This is a genomic window from Actinomadura meridiana, assembly GCF_039537545.1.
Lineage (GTDB): Bacteria > Actinomycetota > Actinomycetes > Streptosporangiales > Streptosporangiaceae > Spirillospora > Spirillospora meridiana.
On the sequence record NZ_BAABAS010000020.1, the window covers coordinates 721570 to 738987 of the forward strand.

The following is a 17418-nucleotide window of genomic DNA, read 5'->3' on the forward strand; positions in this document are numbered from 1 at the left end:
ACACAACGGTACCGGGCCCAGGTGAACGGCTTGTGCACGAGGTCCACCGCTCAGGGCAGGATGAGATTGATGTCTCCGAATTCGTGCCAGAGGTAACCCTCGGTGAGCGCGGCGTCGTAGGTGGCGGTGAGCAGCTCGCGGCCCGCGATGGCGGTGAGCATCATCAGGTGGGACGAGTGAGGTTCGTGCAGACCGCTGATAAGGCCGTCCACTGCCCGGACGCCGTTTTCAGGGGTCACGATGTGTTCCGTCCAGCCGCTGGACGCTTTTACGTGGCCGGACGCGTCTGCCGAGGTTTCCAGCGCGCGGACGGCGGTCGTGCCCACGGCGATCACCCGGCCGTGGCGGGCGCGGACGTGGTTGACGAGCGCGGCCGTCACCTCGGGGACGTCGTAGCGTTCGGCGTACGGCGGTTCGTGCGCCTCGGGGGACGCGACGCCGGTGTGCAGCGTGATCGGGGCGATGAGGACGCCGCGCGAGACGAGCCGGGTCACCAGTTCGGTCGTGAACGGGCGGGCGGCGCTCGGCATCTCGGCGCTTCCGGTGGCGCGGTCGTGGGCGAAGACGGTCTGGTAGGCGGCGGTCGGCCAGTCGCGGCGCACGTATCCGTACCGGATCGGCACGCCGTGGGTCCGCAGGTAGGGGACGACGTCCGTGCTCAGCCGGGCCTCCCAGAGCCGGTCCGATCCCTCCCCTGAATGGCCTTTGTGTCGTCCGATCAGGGTCAGGGTCGCGCCGCCGGGGAGGGGGATCCATTCGCCCGGACAGCCGCCCTTGTAGGGGTGGCTCGTCTTGCCGGTGAGGCGGCGCAGTTCGATCAGCCAGAGCCGTTCGTCCGCGCCCGGGACGGGGGTGGAGAAGTGGATGCTGATCCGGTCGAGCCGGACGGCGGCAGGAAGTGTCGACGAGGTGTTGACCACGAGGAGGTCGCCCGGGTCGAGCAGGGCGGGCAGGTCGTGGAACTCGTGGTGGGAGACCTCGTCGGTGGCGCGGCGCGAGACCAGGAGCCGGACGCCGTCGCGGGTCCGGCCGCGCGCCTCCGGAGGCTCATGGGCCTCCAGAGCACTAGGAAGAGTGAAATTTACGGTCATGTCCTGACCTCCAGCCGAAGAGCGGCGATCACCCCGGATGCCGCGATCACGGTGAACAGCGCTCCGGCGACGGCGAGGCCCGTGCCGAGCCTGTCGGTGCCGAGACCGGCGACCAGCGCGCCCGCGACGCCGACCACGAGGGACGAGCCGAGGGTGTCGCTGATCTGGAGCGCGGACGAGTTGACGCCCTGCTCGTCCTCGGGCGACAGGCCGAGGAGCAGGACGGACAGGCTGCTGATGGCGAATCCCATCCCGGCGCCGCCGATGATCCACGCGGGCGCGACGAGCCAGCCGGAGACCTGGACGGCGATCGCGGCGGAGACGATCCCGGTGCCGACGAGGACGGCGCCGAGTCGCGCGTAGAACTCGCGCGGCCGGGTCGACCGGCCCTGGATCTGCGACGCCGCCGACCAGCCGAGCCCGCCGACGGTCAGCACGAGCCCCGCCTGCGTCGCGCTGAACCCGTGCAGCCGGGTCAGAGCCAGCGGGATGAACACGTCCATGCCGACGAACGCGCCCGACAGCAGCCCCCGGACGAGGACGACGCTCGGCAACCCGCGCCGCAGCCGGAGCGTCCCGGCGGGCAGCAGCCTCGGCAGCCCGAACGCGAGGCCCGCGAGCCCGGCGACGGCGGCGAGCGCCATCGTCCAGCCGGGCCTGTCCAGCCCGTACAGGAGGATCCCGGCCCCCGCCGCCACCGCGACGGCCGCCACGGGACGCCGTCCCCTGGACGCGGGCGGGACGCCGTCCGCCTTCGTGATGCCGTCCGCCTTCGTGATGCCGCGCAGCGCGGGGACCAGCAGCAGCGTCGGCGGGACCACCAGTGGGACGAGCCCGAGGAACACCAGGCGCCAGTCGGCCCGCTCGGCGACGAGGCCGCCGAGCGCCGGGCCGACCAGCGACGGCAGCACCCACGCCGCCGACAGCGCCGCGAACACGCGGGGGCGGAGGCCCTCCGGGTACACGCGGGCGATCGCGACGTAGATCGCGACCAGCGAGACGCCCGTGCCGAGGCCCTGGACGGCGCGTCCACCGACGAACAGCCACATGGACGGCGCCGCGCCCGCGACGACGAGCCCGACCACGAACGTGCCGAGCCCGACCATCACCGGGCGCGCGGGGCCCGACCGGTCGATCCAGCCGCCCGCCAGCACCGTCGACAGCAGGCTCATGATCAGTGTGGCGCTGAAGCCCCACGCGTACAGGGACAGGCCGTCCAGGTCGTCCGCGATCACCGGCATGACGGTGCCGACGGCCATGCTCTCGAACGCGAGCAGGGTGACGACCATGACGATCCCGAACGTCGTCCCCCGGAACCCGGCGCCCAGCACGCCCCGCGCGGCGTCGGGCGCCGCCCGCTCGGGTTCGAGGACGGCGGTCATCGCGATTCGGCCAGGTCGGCGGCCCGGTAGCGGCCGCTCGGCGGCCGGTCGATCACGAGGTGGTGCAGCGCGGCGGCGGCGACCTCGGGGGGCGGGGCGGCGTCGGCGTCCTCGCCGGACGCGCGCAGCATGTCGGTGTTCATCTCGCCCGGGTCCGCCCACCAGACGGCGACGTCCGGCTCCTCCGCCGCCAGGACGTTCGACAGCTGATCCAGCGCCGCCTTCGACGTGCCGTAGCCGCCCCACGTCTCGTAGTTCTCGACGGCCGCGTCCGAGGTGATGTTGAGGATCGCGCCGCGCCGGTACCGCAGGCTCGGCAGGACGTTCTGGATCAGCGCGAGCGGTGCCAGGACGTTCGTCGCGAACGTGTCCGCCAGGTCGGTGACGGGCAGCGCCGCGAGTCGGTGCATCGGCGTCGGGCCGAGGGTGCTCGCGTTGTTGACGAGCAGGTCGAGCCCGCCGTCCACGGCCCGGACGAGGTCAGCGCGGTGCGCCGGGTCGGTGACGTCCCCGGTGACGGCGGTGACGTCACCGCCGATGTCGCGGGCCGCGGCGGACAGCGCGGCCGCGTCCCGGGCGTCGACGACGAGCCGCCAGCCGTCCCGGGCGAGTTCGCGCGCCAGCGCCCGGCCGAGTCCCCGCGAGGCCCCGGTGATCAGTGCTGTGTTCATGCTCTCGACGCTAGGAAGGCGTGGCGTTTCCGGCATCGGCCGACGGGCCGTCCCGGCCGTGGTCAGATGGTCGTAGGACCGGCGTCCCGGGCACCCGCGCCACCCGGGCGGACGGGTCCTCCCGAGGGCGGATTCGAGAACGGACGCGCAGCGAGTACGGTCTTCACATGTGAGCGCCGCCAGGCGCTCGGCCAGCGAAGACGAGAGGCCGGGATGAACACGGGCGACGGCGTCCGCGGCGATGAGGGCGCGACCCTGCACGCCGTGAGCTCCGCCGTGCTCGCGGTGACCCGGCACCTGTCCGTGCACGAGGTGCTCCAGGTGATCGTGCGGGCGGCGGCGCGGCTGCTCGGCGCCCGGTACGCGGCGCTCGGCGTGCCCGACGACGAGGGCTCGTTCGCCGAGTTCGTCGTGGAGGGCGTGTCCGAGGAGCGGTGGGAGCGCATCGGCCCGCTGCCCCGCCAGCACGGCATGCTCGCCGCGATGCTGCGCGGTGACACGCCCAAGCGGCTGGACGACATCCGCCGCGAGCCCGAGTTCGAGGGCTGGCCGCAGGCGCATCCCGTCCTGAAGGACTTCCTCGGCGTGCCGATCCGCGACGGCGAGGACGTCCTCGGCATCGTGTTCCTCGCGAACAAGCGCAGCCCCGGCGGCTTCACCCAGGACGACGAAGACCTCCTCACCCTGTTCGCCGCGCACGCCGCGATCGCCATCACGAACGCCCGCCTGTACGAGCACAACCGCGAGCTGACGGTCGTCGCCGAACGCAACCGCATGGCCCGCGAGTTGCACGACGCCGTCGCGCAGAAGCTGTTCTCGCTGCGGCTCACCGCCCGTACCGCGTCCGCGCTGGCCGAACGCGACCCGGTGCGGACCGTGAAGGAGCTGGAGCAGGTCGAACGGCTCGCCGCGGAGGCTCTCGCCGAGCTGCGCACCGTGATCTTCGAGCTGCGTCCGGCCGACCTCGCCGACGGCCTGGTCGCCTCGCTGCGCAAGCACGTCGAGGTCCTCGACCGGGCGCACGAGGCGAACGTGCGGATCGCCGCCGACGAGGCCGTCGTTCTCCCGGAAGACCAGGAGGCCGTCGCGTTCCGCATCACCCAGGAAGCGCTCTACAACGCGCTCCGGCACGCGGGTGCGCGAACCGTGGAAGTACGTCTTTGCACCCGCGACGGACAGGCCGTCCTGGAGGTCGCCGACGACGGGTCCGGGTTCGACGCGTCCGGCGCGCCCGAGCAGCAGAACGGGCTGGGCCTCGCGTCCATGCGCGACCGCGCCGACTCCATCGGCGGCGACCTCACGATCGACGCCGCGCCGGGACGGGGCACGACCGTCCGGCTGGAGGTGCCGCTGTGACCGTCGCCGGGCGCGCGCCGATCCGGGTCCTGATCGTCGACGACCATCCGGTCGTCCGGCAGGGGCTGTGCACCTTCCTCGGCATCCAGGACGACATCGAGGTCGTCGGCGAGGCCGGGGACGGCGTGTCGGCCGTGAAGCTGGCCGAATCCCTGGAGCCCGATATCGTGCTCATGGACCTCAAGATGCCGGGCGCCGACGGCCTGACCGCGCTGACGGAGCTGCGGGCTCGCGGGGTGACCGCACGGGTCCTGGTCCTGACCAGCGTCACCGAACGGGGGCACGTGCTGCCCGCCGTTCAGGCGGGGGCGGCCGGGTACCTGTACAAGGACGTCGACCCGCAGGCACTCGTCCAGGCGATCCGCGCGGTCAACGACGGCCATGTGCTGTTCGCGGCCGACGCGGCCGAGGCGGTGCTGGCGGGCGGGCCGCGGGCGCACAACGACCGCGGCCTGGCCGCGCTGACCGAACGGGAACGGGAGGTGCTCGTGCACATCGCGCGGGGCAGATCCAATCGTGAGATCGCCCGCGCGCTCGTGGTGTCCGAGAAGACGGTCAAGACGCACGTCAGTAATCTGCTCATGAAACTGGGAGTCCAGGATCGAACGCAGGCGGCGCTGTTCGCCGTCCGGCACGGCGTCGGCACGTCCGGCGCCGATGGTGAGCCGGCCGCCCGCGACTGATACAACTCCTCTGACCGGATCGTCATCGAAATTGGTATGAACGTAGCTATCAGATACGCAGCAGGCAGCGACATCGGCTGCAACCGAGAGAACAACGAGGACTCGGGGTACGCCGGTGCGCGGCTGATCGCCGTCGCGGACGGCATGGGCGGCTACGCGGGCGGCGAGGTCGCGAGTTCCACCGTCATCGGCTCACTGCGCTCACTGGACACCGACGCCCACAAGGACGACCTCGTCGAGATGCTGGGCCGCGCCGTGGCCGAGGCGAACGAGAAGCTGCGCATCGTCCGGGAGGAACGTCCCGACCTGAGTCGGATGGGCACCACGCTCACCGCCATGTTGTGGTCGGGCGACTCCGTCGCGCTCGCGCATGTCGGCGACTCGCGCGGCTACCTCCTGCGCGACGGCGAGCTGTTCCAGATGACGCAGGACCACACCATGGACGAGCTCCTCAAGGCGGAGGCGGAACAGGCGGGCCAGACGGCCGACCCGGCGGAGACGTCGCGGCTGTCGCACGTCCTGTACCGGGTGCTCGACGGCCGCGAGGACCGCGAGCCCGACCTGCGGCTGCGCGAGGCACGTCTCGGTGACCGGTACCTGCTCTGCTCGGACGGGCTGAGCGGGCCCGTCGACGCCCAGCGCATCTACGAGATCCTCTCCGCCGAGGCCGATCCGCAGCGCGCCGTCGACCGGCTCATCGAGGCCGCTCGTGAGAACGGCGGTCCCGACAACATCACCGCCGTCGTCGCCGACGTCATCGAGGCCGACCATCGGACCGGTGCCGAGGCGCCGCTGATCGTGGGCGCCGCCGCGCAGTCCTGACGCTTTCGCAGCCCGTCCCCCCGCCCGCGTCCGTCCTGGCCGCCTGCTGTCGCGTGTTGTCGCCGTGTTGTCGGTGCTGGGTCGTGTCGCTTCCGCGTGTTGTGTTGTCGCGTGTTGTGTTTTTGTGGCCGTGGTTTGTACGTCCCTGACTGGTTCGCTCTTGCTGCTGTTTTGTCGTGGCGTGTCGTGTGACCTGGGGTGCGTCAATGGTGGGTTCGCCGGGATTCGTCCGAAACATCGCATCAAAGGGCGCCCACGTAGCTGGTGGTTTGTCCTACTCTTGCCCTGGGGCGGTGTCACCGAGCATGGGGTAACGGTCCGATCGCGGATCGTCGCCCGGGCTTGACCCGCCTCCGGGTGCACCCGATATGACGGGTCACTCATCTGTATGTCATTCGATGCGGAGGATTCGTTGGGGGGACCACCCGGGGCGACGGCCGCCGGTGTGCCGGAAGGCGCGCTCGGAGCGATCGTCAGCCGGACCCTCACCGCGGCACGGCACGGACCCCTGGGTGTGGTGCTGCGTGTCGCGGCGATGGCCGTCGCGGCCGTCGCCGTCTCCTGGATCCACCGCGTCAACGACCCCGGCGTGCTCTGTCCCCTTCGGGCGTTCACCGGAATCCCGTGCCCCCTCTGCGGAGGGACGACCGTGTTCACGGAGCTTGGCTCGGGCCACCCGGGCCGGGCCGTACTCGCGAACCCGGTAGCCCTCACCGGTGCGATCGCCCTCGCGTTCGCGCCGCTGGGGACGGGTGGACGGTGGTGGGCACTCCAGCCGAAGACCCGTGCCTGGATGCTCGGCGCCGCCCTCGTGGGGTCGGAACTGTGGCAGCTCGTTCGGTTCGGTGTTCTGCGAGTTTGAGCCGAGGTCGGTCCTGAGCCAGACTTGCGGAGCCCACCGGGTCCGGCGGGCGTCACACAACCACAAGGGTCAATCAATAAGGAGCAAGTGTGGGTAACCCCTACGACCCCTACGGTCAGCAGCAGCCGGGCTACGGGCAGCAACAGCCCGGGTACGGTCAGCAGCCCCCAGCTCAACCTGGCTATGGCCAGCCCCCCGCACAGCCCGGCTACGGCCAGCCCGCTCAGCCGGGTTACGGTCAGCCAGCGGCGCAGCCCGGGTACGGCGCGCCGCCGCCCGCGCAGCCGCCCTACGGTCAGCCCGCGCAGCCCGGCTACGGCGCGCAGCCCCCGGCGCAGGCGGGCCAGCCCTACCAGGAGGTCCACCACCACCACTACGGGTCGGCCGGCCAGCTGGCCGAGTGGGGCTCGCGGGCGGGCGGCACCATCATCGACGGCCTGGTCGTCGCCGGACCGACCATCGTGCTCTTCATCATCGCCGCCCTGCTCGCCAGTGCCGGTGGCGGCGCCGCCGTGATCGCCGTGCTGTTCTACCTGCTCGCCCTCGCGCTGGAGTTCGGCCTGAGCCTGTGGCTGTGCTACCAGGAGGGCACGACGGGGCAGAGCATCGGCAAGCGGCAGATGGGCATCCGCCTCGTCAGCGCGCAGACCGGTCAGCCGATCGGCTTCGGCATGGCGTTCGTGCGCAGGCTCGCGCACTTCCTCGACGGTGCGCTGTGCTACATCGGCTTCCTGTGGCCGCTGTGGGACGAGCGCAAGCAGACCTTCGCCGACAAGGTGTGCAACACCATCGTGGTCCGCTCCTGATCAGGGGTTCGTAAGAGCGGGGCGTCCCTTCCGTGGCGCCCCGTTTTCTTATGCCCGGGCTGGTCGGGGGACCCGGCTACGGGACTCTGCGGGACTCTACGGGACGGGGTCGAACGCGCTGTTGCACGCGGCGACGAGCGCCCGGCGGACGGCTCCGTCCAGCAACCGCAGGGCCGCGCCGCGACGTTGCATCTGGTCGGAGCTGAGCCCGCCGTCGTCCATCCGCCGGGCGAGGTCGACGACGAGTGACAGCCGTCCCGCGAGCGCGGCGAGCCGGTGCGCGCGGGGCGGGTAGCCGGGGGCGAGCGGATGGTCGCCGCGCCCCGGGTCGCGCAGCGCGGCGAGCGCGTCGGTGACCTCGGGCGCGGCGCCGGTGACGTCGTCGACGGTCAGCAGCGTCTCGGTGGCGTCCCGCATCGCGAGGGTGAGTTGCCGGTCGGCCTCCGCGAGGGACGGCACGTCCGGCATGCCGGGGGCCGCGCCGTGCGTCGTCCAGCGGACGCCGACGTAGGACGAGCCGCGCAGGTCCTCGGAGGGGACGAGCCCCATCGTCCGGTCGCCGAGCACGGCGATGACGGCGGCGCCCGCGTCGATCGCGGCGCGGTTGAGGTCGGGCGGCCCGGTCAGCCCGAGCGGGTCGCCCGGTTGGGGCAGGGCCAGCCGCAGCGCCGACATCCCGGCGACGCGCAGGTCGCCGAGGCCGCGGCGCAACGTCGTCTCGGCGGGCCGGCCGTCCAGGATCTGCGGCCCGCAACTCTTCTCGACCGCGTCGACCGCCTCGTCCAGGCCGACGTGACCCGTCAGCCAGGCATTGCCCCAGGCGACCAACGCCGTTGCAACGTCCTTGCTCATCGCCGTTCCCAACACTCCCTGATGGGCATGCGAACCACCTTAAGCGCTCCGACCGACGCTGCCATCGGTCGTAACGAACCTCTCCCGCCGCGGGTGGCCCCCGCGCGCCCGTCTCCGGCGGGCAAACCCGGGGGCCACGTCCGCGACGGCATCGCATAGGTTCTTTCCTGAGAATCAGGGACCAGCGGATTGGGGATGAAGGCGCGCTATGGCCGGCGAGGTGCTTCAACTCCGCGGAGTCGGGGTCAGGCGTGGCGGCTCGATGCTGCTGCGCGACATCACATGGACGGTGGACGAGGGCGACCGATGGGTCATCGTCGGTCCGAACGGCGCCGGTAAGACGACCCTGCTCCAGATCGCGGGCGCGATGACGCACCCGACCGTGGGCACGGCCGAGATCCTGGAGGAGGAGCTGGGCCGCACGGACGTGTTCGAGCTGCGTCCCCGGATCGGCCTCGCCAGTTCGTCGCTCGCGGAGAAGGTGCCGTCCGGTGAGACGGTCATCGACCTGGTGCTGACCGCGTCGTACGCGATCCTCGGCCGCTGGCGCGAGGAGTACGACACGACCGACGTCGACCGCGCGGTCGCGCTGCTCGACGCGCTCGGCTGCGCCGACCTGATGCGGCGCACGTTCACCACGCTGTCGGAGGGGGAGCGCAAGCGCGTCCAGATCGCCCGCGCCCTGATGCCCGACCCCGAGCTGCTGCTGCTCGACGAGCCCGCGGCGGGCCTCGACCTCGGCGGGCGCGAACGGCTCGTCGAGCGTCTCGCCGCCCTCGCCGGTGACCCGGCCGCGCCCACGATGGCGATGGTCACGCACCATGTGGAGGAGGTCCCCGAGGGCTTCACGCACGCGCTGCTGCTGCGCGGCGGCGGGATCGTCGCGCACGGCAAGGTGGACGAGGTGTTCACCGCCGAGCATCTGTCCGCGACCTTCGGGATTCCGCTGACCGTGGACCGCCGGAACGGTCGCTGGTACGCACGTTCCACCCGCTGATTTCGTCTGATCGGCTCTCGAACCACCCCCGATTGACGGTGCGTAACAGGGATGTCCCTACGATGTGTGCGCCGTTGGGAACTCCTAATACCGGGGTGGTTCTGACTTGGACGTGCTGGACGCGGTCGCGGTGTTCGCGGCGGGGGTCGCCGCCGGGGGCATCAACACGATCGTCGGGTCCGGCTCCCTGATCACGTTCCCGACGCTGGTGGCGCTCGGTTACCCGCCCGTGGTCGCGAACGTGTCCAACAACATCGGGCTCGTCCCCGGCAGCGCGACCGGCGCCTACGGATACCGCGAGGAACTGCGTGGGCAGCGCGGACGGCTGCTGCGCCTGGGCAGCGCCTCCATCGTCGGGGCCGTGGTCGGCGCGCTCCTCCTGCTCGGCCTCCCGGCGGAGGCGTTCGACATCATCGTCATCGCGTTGATCCTGGTCGCGTTGATCCTGGTGGTGGCGCAGCCGCGCCTCCAGAAGTGGGTGCTGGGACGGCGCGAGGGCGAGCACCGTCCGCACGGCGGCCCCGCCCTGTGGGTGGGCGTGCTGCTCGCGGGCATGTACGGCGGCTACTTCGGTGCCGCGCAGGGGATCATCCTCATCGCCCTCCTCGGCATCATGCTGGACGAGGACCTGCAACGGGTGAACGCGGCCAAGAACGTGCTGTCGGCCGTTGTGAACGGGTCCGCCGCCGTGGTGTTCACGGCGATGTGGCTGTTCTCCGACACCGAGATCAACTGGTGGGCGGTGCTGCTGATCGCGTCCGGCGCCACGACCGGCGGGCTGATCGGGGCGAGGGTCGGCCGCCGCATCCCGCCGCTGGTGCTGCGCGTCGTCATCGTGGTCGTGGGCACCGTCGCGATCGTGAATCTGCTGGCCTGACCTGCCTTTCCGCACGGTTGGCGACCCGGGTTCGCGGGTATAGGTCGAATATACGTTCGACTACCGGAGGTTCGCGCGGATGAAGGGCGACAGGGTCGAGATCGTCATCGACGCCGGAGGCGAGGGAACGCGGACGTACGAGGTCGTGGCGAGCCGGGCGGGCCGCCGCGTGGAGATCGCGACCCGCCGCGGGGTCGTGGAGGTCAGCGAGGTGACGCGTACGGGCACGGCCGTCCGGACGGCCCGCTTCATGTCCAGCCGGGTTCTCGCGCTGGTCGAGTATCCGACGTCCGACCAGCATCCCGAGGACGGTGCCTGACGGAACCCGCGTGACGACTGTCAGACCGTTCCACTAGAATCGAACGCATGTTCTACTGGTTAGGTTCGAGCGGCTCCCGCTCGGCCGGGCGGACGCAGCGGTTCGCCCGGAATCGCTCCTGGCCCGACCCGACCTTCGACGTAAGGCGAACATGCGGATGACAGTCGCGCCCGACGTCCTGTCGACGTCCCTCAACGCGATCAAGAGCTCCCAGGCGCGCCGGCGCCCCACCATCATGATCATCAACGCCGAGGACGGCACGCCGCGGATCAGCGTCCCCGACTGCGGGGAACTGCGCGTGCTCGACGACCGGCACCTGCGCGTGGCGATCTGGCCGGACGACCCCGTCGCGACCGATCTGGACCGTGGCGCGCCCGTCCTGCTGATCGTCGCCGACTCCCCCGACGTGCACCTCCTCCACGCCGAGGCCCACCGCCTCGACAACGCCGCCATGGTCTGGACCCACTACGACCTCACGATCACCTCGTCCGAGATCGCGGGCCGCGGAACCGGACCCCAGAACCAGCCCGCGGACACCGCTCCCGCCGACGTCCACGAGGAGGTCCTGACCGACACCCGCGCCTTCAGATGGCCGCGGGCCTACCGTCCACCCCGCCGAACCACCCAGCACACCTGACCGCCGGGCGGGGGCGGGGCGGGTCAGGTGGGGCGGACCTGGACGGTGCCCTCGTCCGTCACGCGGGACTCGAAGGCGGGCTGGCGGGCGGTGGCGGGGCCGTGGACGACCGAGCCGTCCTGCACGCGGAACGTGCTGCCATGCCACGGGCAGATGACGCAGATGTCGGCGTTGTCGTCGGTGACGATCCGGCCCTGGTGCAGCGGCCCGGCGAGGTGGCTGCACCGGTCGGCGAGGACGTGGATGTCGTCGCCCGTTCGCAGCACGAACAGGCCGATGTAGCCGAGGCGCCGGTGCACGGGCCAGCCGTCGGGCAGTTCGTCGGCCGCGCACAGGTCGTGCCAGCCGAGCGAGACGAGGTGGCCGACCTGGTCGGCGTGGCTGGCGCCCGCGGCCTGCCGGAACGCCAGATGGCCGCCGAGGAAGCCGCCCGCGAACAGGACGGTGAGGCCCGCGAAGCCGAAGGCGCGTCCGGCGCCGTCCCGCCCCTGGTAGCGGGCCACGAGCGACGCCGAGTACAGCGTGCTCGCCGTCGCCATCCCGGCCGCGTGGACGAGGCCGACCCGCTGCTGCTCGCGGTGCAGCGCCGACCAGTCGGCGATGCCGGTCAGGGCGGTCGGCACGGCGCTGGCGAGCCCGGCGGCCACGAGCGTCCTGGACGCGCGGCCCGCGCCGGGCATGAGATCCAGAAGGGCGGCGGAGATCCAGAACCCCATGGGCACATCGTTGAGGCGCGGATGCGCGGGATGCCCGAGCGGGACGCCGTGCAGAGCGTCCTTGACGGGCCCGGGCCGCAGCGTCCGCCGCACCCCGGTGGACAGCACGCGGATGAGGTGGTCGAGCCCGCGAATCTGCTCCAGGCTGTCCGTGGCGTCGGCCAACCGCGCCGACCCCTGCGGCCGGGACACGCGCCGGAAGATGTTCGCCCTGCGATTCATGTCCCTCCCTCACAGCCGTGCTGGAACCCCGTCGCGACACTAGTCTTCCGCGTTCAGGCGCAACCAGTCATACGTACCTGCGCCCGATATCCCCTAAACCACGCCCCCGACGCCCCACATGGCATGCTGGGCGCGTTCGATGGTGAAGGTCCATGGCGGGCCAGGGCGGAGGTGGGCTGTGGGCGCGCGTGGGAAGGCGGTCGCCGCGGTGGCCGTGGCCGGGACGTTGGCGCTGGCCGCGGCGGGGTGCGGCGGGTCGGACGAGCCCGAGGCGCAGGGCGCGACGGCGGCGCCGGGCGGTCAGGGGTCGCCGGGCGCGGAGAGTCCGGAGAGCCCGGAGAAGCCCGCCAAGGAGCCGATCATCCTGGCGTTCGGGGGTGACACGCACTTCGAGGGCCAGTTGAGGGCTCGGCTCGGGAACGTTGAGACCGCGCTCGGGCCGGTGGCGAAGCAGTTGCGCGCGGCCGATTTCACCATGCTCAACCTGGAGACGGCCATTACGACGGGTGGGACACCCGCGCCCAAGTCGTTCACGTTCCGTGCTCCGCCGACCGCGTTCAAGGCGCTCAAGGCCGCGGGTGTGGACGTCGTGTCCATGGCGAACAACCACGGCATGGACTACATGGAGAGCGGGCTCCGTGACTCCCTGGCCGCCATCAAGCGCAGTGGTTTTCCGGTCGTTGGCATTGGTGCGAACGCCGATGCCGCGTTCCGTCCCTACCGCGTCACTGTGAAGGGCAACAAACTCGCCATCGTCGGGGCGACCCAGGTACTGGACGACAACCTGATCCAGGCGTGGACGGCCACCGACACCAAGGGTGGGCTCGCGTCGGCCAAGGACGTCCCACGGATGGTGCAGGCGGTGAAGGAGGCGCGTAAGGGCTCCGACGTCGTCATCGTCCACCTGCATTGGGGCGCTGAGCTGAAGCCGTGCCCGCTGCCACGCCAACAGGAACTCGCCAAACAGCTCGTCGCGGCTGGCGCGGACATCGTGGTCGGGGGTCACGCGCACATTCCGCTGGGCGGCGGCTACATGAACGGCTCGTATGTCCACTACGGCATGGGCAACTTCGTGTTCTACTCCGCGAGCGGCAAGACGGCCGAGTCCGGTGTGCTGCTCCTCAAGGTGCAGGACGGCAAGGTCGTCAAGGACAAGTGGGCGCCGGCACGGATTTCCGGGGGTCTTCCCATCCCGTTGAAGGGCGCGGCCGCGAAGTCGGCCCTGCAACGGTGGAACGGCCTGCGTGACTGCACCGGGCTCCAGGCGCACCCGTCCTGAACCCGTCGGTTGGACTCTCCCACTAGGGGAGAGGACATGGTGGTGCCCGTGAGTGAGGATCTCCTGCCGATCGGACGGTTCGCGCGGCTGTGCCGGTTGACCGTCAAGCAACTCCGGCACTACGACGACCTGGGGTTGCTGGTCCCGGCGTGGACGGACCCGGCGTCCGGCTACCGGTACTACCGGCCGTCCCAGGCGCGCGACGCGCTGCTGATCGGCCTGCTGCGGGCGATGGACGTGCCGCTGTCGTCGGTGGCGCGCGTCATGTCCGGGGACGGGCCGGACGCCCTGCGGGAGGCGCGGGACCGGATCGAGGCCGATGTCGCCCGGCGGCGGCGCGGCCTGCGGCTCCTGGACCGCGTGGTCGCCGGGGGGCTGCCGGAGAACGAGGTGTCGATCGTCCGGGAGCCGCCGCGCCGCGTGTTCATGGCGCGGGAGGCCGCGACCCCGGAGACGATCCCGGACGCGACGGGCGCCTGCGTGGGCCGGTTGCTGTCTCGGATGTCGCCGGACGTCCTGATGATCGGGTTGTTCCCGCTGGACATGGCGGAGGAGTTCGACGTCCGCGTGGCCGTCGAGGCGGCGGACGGCGACGACCTCCTGCCCGGTGGAACGTTCGCATCGTCCGTCCATGTCGGCCCGTACGAGGAGATCGCACTCACTGTCCATGGCGTGCTCGCGTGGTTCGGCGACTACGGGCACACGCCCGCCGGACCCGTCCGCGAGGTGTATCTCAACGACCCAGCGGTCACGCCGCCCGAGCGCCTGGAGACGCGGGTGCAGATCAGAGTGGAGGATCCCCAGTGAGCTGGTACGAGGCTGCCGACGAACCAGAGTTGGTGGAGCACGGGCCCGTGTCCGGGTTGGCGGTGACCGGACAGGGTGAACCGGGCGGTGTCGCCTATGGCGAGAGTGTCGGCGCTCTGTACGCGGTCATGGGCGCGTTGGGTGCGCCGATGGTGCCGCTGGAGGGGCGCTGGTGGGTGGAGGACGAGCGTTCTCCGTTCGACGTGCCGCGCGACGAGTGGCGGTGGCATCTGTTCCTTCGCCTCCCGGACGGAACCACGTCGGTCGACCGGGCGCGTGAGGAGGCGCGGTCTGGTGTGCCCGCCGCCGCACGTGTCCAACACGTCACGTTCACAGCTGGACGATGCGTACAGATGCTGCACAGTGGCGCGTACTCGGAAGAGCCCGCGTCTCTTTCCCGCATGGACGCGTTGATGGAGGACGAAGGGCTGGTGCCCAACGGCCTGCACCATGAGATCTACCTCTCCGACCCTCGCGAGACCGATCCGGAGAAGATGCGCACGATCCTGCGCCAGCCCGTCCGGTAGCCGGTGGCCGGTCGTCGGTGGCCCTATTGGACGGCCCGTCGCAGAGGCGTAGTTTCACGGGAAACGCGAACGGACGGGCGGGCGGGGTCATGCGAGAGCAGCGGGTGCGGTCGGGCGAGGTCGTGCTGGGCGTCCGGGTGCGGGGCGAGGGCAACCGGCCCACTGTCGTCCTCGTCCACGGCTATCCGGACACCGGCGCGATGTGGGACGAGGTGGCCGAACGCCTCGCGGAGCGGTTCCGGGTCGTCGTGTACGACGTGCGCGGCGCGGGGGCGTCCAGCAGCCCGTCCGACCCGCTCGACTACGGGATCGACGTGCTCATGGGCGACCTGGAGGCCGTCCTGGACGGTGTCGGCGCCGACGAGCCCGTCCACCTGGTGGGGCACGACTGGGGCTCGGTGCAGGGCTGGGAGGCCGTGATCGGGGACCGGCTGCGGTGCCGCGTCGCGTCGTTCACCTCGATCTCCGGGCCGGACCGGCGGCACATGGCGCGCTGGATCCGGCGGACCGTCCGGTCCGGGCCGCGCGGTGTCGTCGAGGTGCTCGACCAGGCGGTGCGCAGCGTCTACATGCCCGTGCTGATGGCGCCGAAGGTCGGTGAGGCGATGGCGCGGCTGGTCGCCGCCGGGTTCCCGCGCGTGATGCGGCTGCGGGAGGGCGCCGCCCCGAGGGACGGCCATCCGGCCGGGACGCTCGCGACGGACGCCCGCAACGGCCTCGGCCTGTACCGGGCGAACATCTGGCGGGGCGCGTCCGCGAACGGTGAGGGGCGCACGGACGCGCCCGTCCAGCTCATCGTCCCCATCAAGGACAGGTACGGTTCGCAGTCGCTGTTGCTGTCGGCCCGTGGTCCGGTGACGCGCCTGTACGTGCGGCGCGCACCGGCGGGGCACTGGGTGGCGCGCAGTCATCCCGACCTGGTCGCCCGCTGGGTCACCGAGTTCGTCGACCATCTGGACGGCGCCCCGGAGACCCCCGCGCTCGCCGACGCGCGCGAGGCCGGACGGGCTACTGGGAAGCGGCGTTTTGCCTGAGCGTCTGGGTGGGCGTCTCGCCGAAGCGCTGCCGGTAGTGGGCGGCGAAGCGGCTCATGTGGAGGTATCCGGCGGCCTCGGCGACGTCGGTGATCGTGCGCGGGCCCGGCAGGGCCCCGATGAGCGCGTCACGGGCGTGGTCGAGTCGCACGCCGCGCAGCAGCCGCGTCGGGGTCATGCCCCACTGGTCCTGGCAGATCGCCTGGAGTTGCCGGACGCTGATGCCCGCCGCCGCCGCGATGTCGGTGACGCCTACCGGCTGGTGATGGTGGGCCTCGACCCAGTCGCGGATCACCCCGGCGAGACGGTGCGGCGCCGGGGACGGCGCCTCCGCGAGGCTCTCGGTGGCCGTGTTCGGCACGCCGAGCAGGATGGCGGTGAGCAGCGACTCCTCCAGGGTGCGCTCCGCGATCGGGTGCAGGCCGCCGCTCGCCGTGGCGTCGTCCAAGACGTCGCAGACGTACCGCCAGGTGCGTTCCACGATGGAGGACGGCGTCAGCGCGGTCTCCCCGGTGCGCAGGAAACGCAGCGGCGGGGCGTGCTCGCGGCCCAGGTGACCGGCGAGATGGTCGGCGAGGCGCCCGGTGCTCGTCGCGATGATGAGGCAGCCCCGCGCCGGGTCGGGAACCATCCGCATCGGCTCATCGTGGGACAGGATGTGGCTGGCGTCGATGGTGCCGCGGCTCCTGGTGTCCCGGTACTCCAGGTCCATGGGCGCCATGGGCGAGCAGAGGGCGAAATGCCCCTCGGTGGGCGGCGCGTCCACGATGACGCCGTCGCCGCCGTAGCGCACCCAGACCAGGTTGACGGCGCCGACGCCGAGCGCGTTGACGTGACCGTCCAGGCGCGCGCCCGGATGGCGGGCCTGGAGGTCGTGCCCGACGGCGAACGGTTCCACCGCGTCGTGCAGGACGTCGATGTCGTCGCTGACGACCCGCTGGTACGCCGACAGGGGCGGCGGCGGTGGCTGGGAAGTGATCATGGTCGTCTCGGCGGATAGTCTCTCGGTCGACGGAACGGGGCCGCGCGGCGGTGCGGGGTCGGTGCCGGAGCGGTCCGGTCCACCAGCGTAATTCAGGAACGGCGGGTCGGCGGCGCCGAATCCGGACGCCGGCACCGCCTCCGGCGTCCGGATCGGCGTCCGGCCGCGGCCGCCATCACACCGCGATGGCGCCGAGGACGAGCCGGTCGAAAAGCCCGGCGCCATTCGAGCATGGGCCGTCCGTCATCGCGTACACGACGACCCGCGCGGGCCGTCGCGGCTGTTCTCGCGCCCACAACGCCAATTCATGGACGATGTCGGCGAGGTGCGCCCCGCAGGAACCGCGTCCGCCGCCCCGATCCGCAGGGACGGCCGCCGTTTCCACGCGCACCTGTTCCACGCACGCCTGTTCCACACACACTTGGAAGCACGACAATCGTCCGCAGCGAGCCATCGAGCACGGTCGCCTGCCGTCGGGCGAGGGATATGCGGGGTC

General features: G+C 71.7%; 20 protein-coding genes. 13 read left to right on the forward strand and 7 right to left on the reverse strand.

Going from position 1 to position 17418, the window contains the following annotated elements:
- Window positions 1-50: 50 nt before the first annotated feature.
- Genes ABD808_RS29485 through ABD808_RS29495 form a run of 3 tightly spaced genes read right to left on the reverse strand, consistent with a single transcriptional unit; the run spans window position 51 to window position 3144 of the window.
- Window positions 51-1091: an S-adenosylmethionine:tRNA ribosyltransferase-isomerase gene (locus tag ABD808_RS29485; RefSeq protein WP_344903322.1), complete on the reverse strand. Its 1041-nt coding sequence runs from the start codon at window positions 1089-1091 to the stop codon at window positions 51-53.
- Window positions 1088-2473 (reverse strand): MFS transporter, encoded by a 1386-nt coding sequence (locus ABD808_RS29490; RefSeq protein ID WP_344903325.1) that lies wholly within the window; start codon window positions 2471-2473, stop codon window positions 1088-1090. Before ABD808_RS29490 ends, ABD808_RS29485 begins: the two co-directional genes overlap by 4 nt.
- The gene (locus ABD808_RS29495; protein ID WP_344903327.1) at window positions 2470-3144 is read right to left on the reverse strand and encodes an SDR family oxidoreductase; all 675 of its coding nucleotides are present in this window, start codon (window positions 3142-3144) and stop codon (window positions 2470-2472) included. Before ABD808_RS29495 ends, ABD808_RS29490 begins: the two co-directional genes overlap by 4 nt.
- Before the next feature lie 213 nt (window positions 3145-3357).
- Here ABD808_RS29495 and ABD808_RS29500 point away from each other — a divergent pair, with 213 nt between their 5' ends.
- From ABD808_RS29500 to ABD808_RS29520, 5 genes are all read left to right on the forward strand, one after another.
- Window positions 3358-4500: a GAF domain-containing sensor histidine kinase gene (locus ABD808_RS29500; RefSeq protein WP_344903330.1), complete on the forward strand. Its 1143-nt coding sequence runs from the start codon at window positions 3358-3360 to the stop codon at window positions 4498-4500.
- The gene (locus tag ABD808_RS29505) at window positions 4497-5183 is read left to right on the forward strand and encodes a response regulator (protein WP_344903333.1); all 687 of its coding nucleotides are present in this window, start codon (window positions 4497-4499) and stop codon (window positions 5181-5183) included. The genes ABD808_RS29500 and ABD808_RS29505 overlap by 4 nt, the downstream gene beginning before the upstream one ends.
- 36 nt (window positions 5184-5219) lie before the next feature.
- On the forward strand, window positions 5220-6005 hold the full coding sequence (locus ABD808_RS29510) for a PP2C family protein-serine/threonine phosphatase (protein ID WP_344903335.1): 786 nt from the start codon (window positions 5220-5222) through the stop codon (window positions 6003-6005).
- Window positions 6006-6417: 412 nt separating this feature from the next.
- The gene (locus ABD808_RS29515) at window positions 6418-6867 is read left to right on the forward strand and encodes a DUF2752 domain-containing protein (protein ID WP_344903338.1); all 450 of its coding nucleotides are present in this window, start codon (window positions 6418-6420) and stop codon (window positions 6865-6867) included.
- A gap of 89 nt (window positions 6868-6956) precedes the next feature.
- Window positions 6957-7673 carry an RDD family protein gene (locus tag ABD808_RS29520; RefSeq protein ID WP_344903341.1) on the forward strand — a complete coding sequence of 239 codons (717 nt, stop codon included), beginning with the start codon at window positions 6957-6959 and terminating at the stop codon, window positions 7671-7673.
- Between the two features lie 96 nt (window positions 7674-7769).
- Here ABD808_RS29520 and ABD808_RS29525 read toward each other — a convergent pair whose 3' ends face one another.
- The gene (locus ABD808_RS29525) at window positions 7770-8525 is read right to left on the reverse strand and encodes a hypothetical protein (protein WP_344903344.1); all 756 of its coding nucleotides are present in this window, start codon (window positions 8523-8525) and stop codon (window positions 7770-7772) included.
- 208 nt (window positions 8526-8733) lie between these two features.
- On the opposite strand from ABD808_RS29525, the gene ABD808_RS29530 reads away from it, so the two are divergent.
- From ABD808_RS29530 to ABD808_RS29545, 4 genes are all read left to right on the forward strand, one after another.
- Window positions 8734-9522, forward strand: coding sequence for an ABC transporter ATP-binding protein (locus ABD808_RS29530; RefSeq protein WP_344903347.1), 789 nt, complete (start codon window positions 8734-8736; stop codon window positions 9520-9522).
- A 106-nt stretch (window positions 9523-9628) separates the two neighbouring features.
- Window positions 9629-10399 (forward strand): sulfite exporter TauE/SafE family protein, encoded by a 771-nt coding sequence (locus tag ABD808_RS29535; protein ID WP_344903350.1) that lies wholly within the window; start codon window positions 9629-9631, stop codon window positions 10397-10399.
- Window positions 10400-10478: 79 nt separating this feature from the next.
- The gene (locus tag ABD808_RS29540) at window positions 10479-10718 is read left to right on the forward strand and encodes a hypothetical protein (protein ID WP_344903353.1); all 240 of its coding nucleotides are present in this window, start codon (window positions 10479-10481) and stop codon (window positions 10716-10718) included.
- A 157-nt stretch (window positions 10719-10875) separates the two neighbouring features.
- On the forward strand, window positions 10876-11355 hold the full coding sequence (locus ABD808_RS29545) for a hypothetical protein (RefSeq protein WP_344903356.1): 480 nt from the start codon (window positions 10876-10878) through the stop codon (window positions 11353-11355).
- 23 nt (window positions 11356-11378) lie between these two features.
- Here ABD808_RS29545 and ABD808_RS29550 read toward each other — a convergent pair whose 3' ends face one another.
- Entirely contained in the window at window positions 11379-12293 is a 915-nt protein-coding gene (locus tag ABD808_RS29550; RefSeq protein ID WP_344903359.1) for a Rieske (2Fe-2S) protein, read from the reverse strand.
- Window positions 12294-12471: 178 nt separating this feature from the next.
- Between ABD808_RS29550 and ABD808_RS29555 the strand changes: the two genes are divergently transcribed.
- From ABD808_RS29555 to ABD808_RS29570, 4 genes are all read left to right on the forward strand, one after another.
- The gene (locus ABD808_RS29555; RefSeq protein WP_344903362.1) at window positions 12472-13572 is read left to right on the forward strand and encodes a CapA family protein; all 1101 of its coding nucleotides are present in this window, start codon (window positions 12472-12474) and stop codon (window positions 13570-13572) included.
- A gap of 48 nt (window positions 13573-13620) precedes the next feature.
- Window positions 13621-14379, forward strand: a complete 759-nt coding sequence (locus tag ABD808_RS29560; RefSeq protein WP_344903365.1) for a MerR family transcriptional regulator — start codon at window positions 13621-13623, stop codon at window positions 14377-14379.
- The gene (locus ABD808_RS29565; protein ID WP_344903368.1) at window positions 14376-14906 is read left to right on the forward strand and encodes a GyrI-like domain-containing protein; all 531 of its coding nucleotides are present in this window, start codon (window positions 14376-14378) and stop codon (window positions 14904-14906) included. Before ABD808_RS29560 ends, ABD808_RS29565 begins: the two co-directional genes overlap by 4 nt.
- 89 nt (window positions 14907-14995) lie before the next feature.
- Window positions 14996-15940, forward strand: a complete 945-nt coding sequence (locus ABD808_RS29570; protein ID WP_344903371.1) for an alpha/beta fold hydrolase — start codon at window positions 14996-14998, stop codon at window positions 15938-15940.
- Here ABD808_RS29570 and ABD808_RS29575 read toward each other — a convergent pair.
- Window positions 15915-16922, reverse strand: coding sequence for an AraC family transcriptional regulator (locus ABD808_RS29575; protein WP_344903374.1), 1008 nt, complete (start codon window positions 16920-16922; stop codon window positions 15915-15917). The two genes, ABD808_RS29570 and ABD808_RS29575, sit on opposite strands and share 26 nt — an antisense overlap.
- Window positions 16923-17097: 175 nt before the next feature.
- Window positions 17098-17322: a hypothetical protein gene (locus tag ABD808_RS29580; protein WP_344903377.1), complete on the reverse strand. Its 225-nt coding sequence runs from the start codon at window positions 17320-17322 to the stop codon at window positions 17098-17100.
- Window positions 17323-17418: the final 96 nt, after the last annotated feature.

Coding starts and splice junctions, on each gene's coding strand:
- ABD808_RS29485 (WP_344903322.1), bottom strand. CDS start 1,091: ATGACCGTAAATTTCACTCTTCCTAGTGCTCTGGAGGCCCATGAGCCT.
- ABD808_RS29490 (WP_344903325.1), bottom strand. CDS start 2,473: ATGACCGCCGTCCTCGAACCCGAGCGGGCGGCGCCCGACGCCGCGCGG.
- ABD808_RS29495 (WP_344903327.1), bottom strand. CDS start 3,144: ATGAACACAGCACTGATCACCGGGGCCTCGCGGGGACTCGGCCGGGCG.
- ABD808_RS29500 (WP_344903330.1), top strand. CDS start 3,358: ATGAACACGGGCGACGGCGTCCGCGGCGATGAGGGCGCGACCCTGCAC.
- ABD808_RS29510 (WP_344903335.1), top strand. CDS start 5,220: ATGAACGTAGCTATCAGATACGCAGCAGGCAGCGACATCGGCTGCAAC.
- ABD808_RS29525 (WP_344903344.1), bottom strand. CDS start 8,525: ATGAGCAAGGACGTTGCAACGGCGTTGGTCGCCTGGGGCAATGCCTGG.
- ABD808_RS29530 (WP_344903347.1), top strand. CDS start 8,734: ATGGCCGGCGAGGTGCTTCAACTCCGCGGAGTCGGGGTCAGGCGTGGC.
- ABD808_RS29540 (WP_344903353.1), top strand. CDS start 10,479: ATGAAGGGCGACAGGGTCGAGATCGTCATCGACGCCGGAGGCGAGGGA.
- ABD808_RS29545 (WP_344903356.1), top strand. CDS start 10,876: ATGACAGTCGCGCCCGACGTCCTGTCGACGTCCCTCAACGCGATCAAG.
- ABD808_RS29550 (WP_344903359.1), bottom strand. CDS start 12,293: ATGAATCGCAGGGCGAACATCTTCCGGCGCGTGTCCCGGCCGCAGGGG.
- ABD808_RS29570 (WP_344903371.1), top strand. CDS start 14,996: ATGCGAGAGCAGCGGGTGCGGTCGGGCGAGGTCGTGCTGGGCGTCCGG.
- ABD808_RS29575 (WP_344903374.1), bottom strand. CDS start 16,922: ATGATCACTTCCCAGCCACCGCCGCCGCCCCTGTCGGCGTACCAGCGG.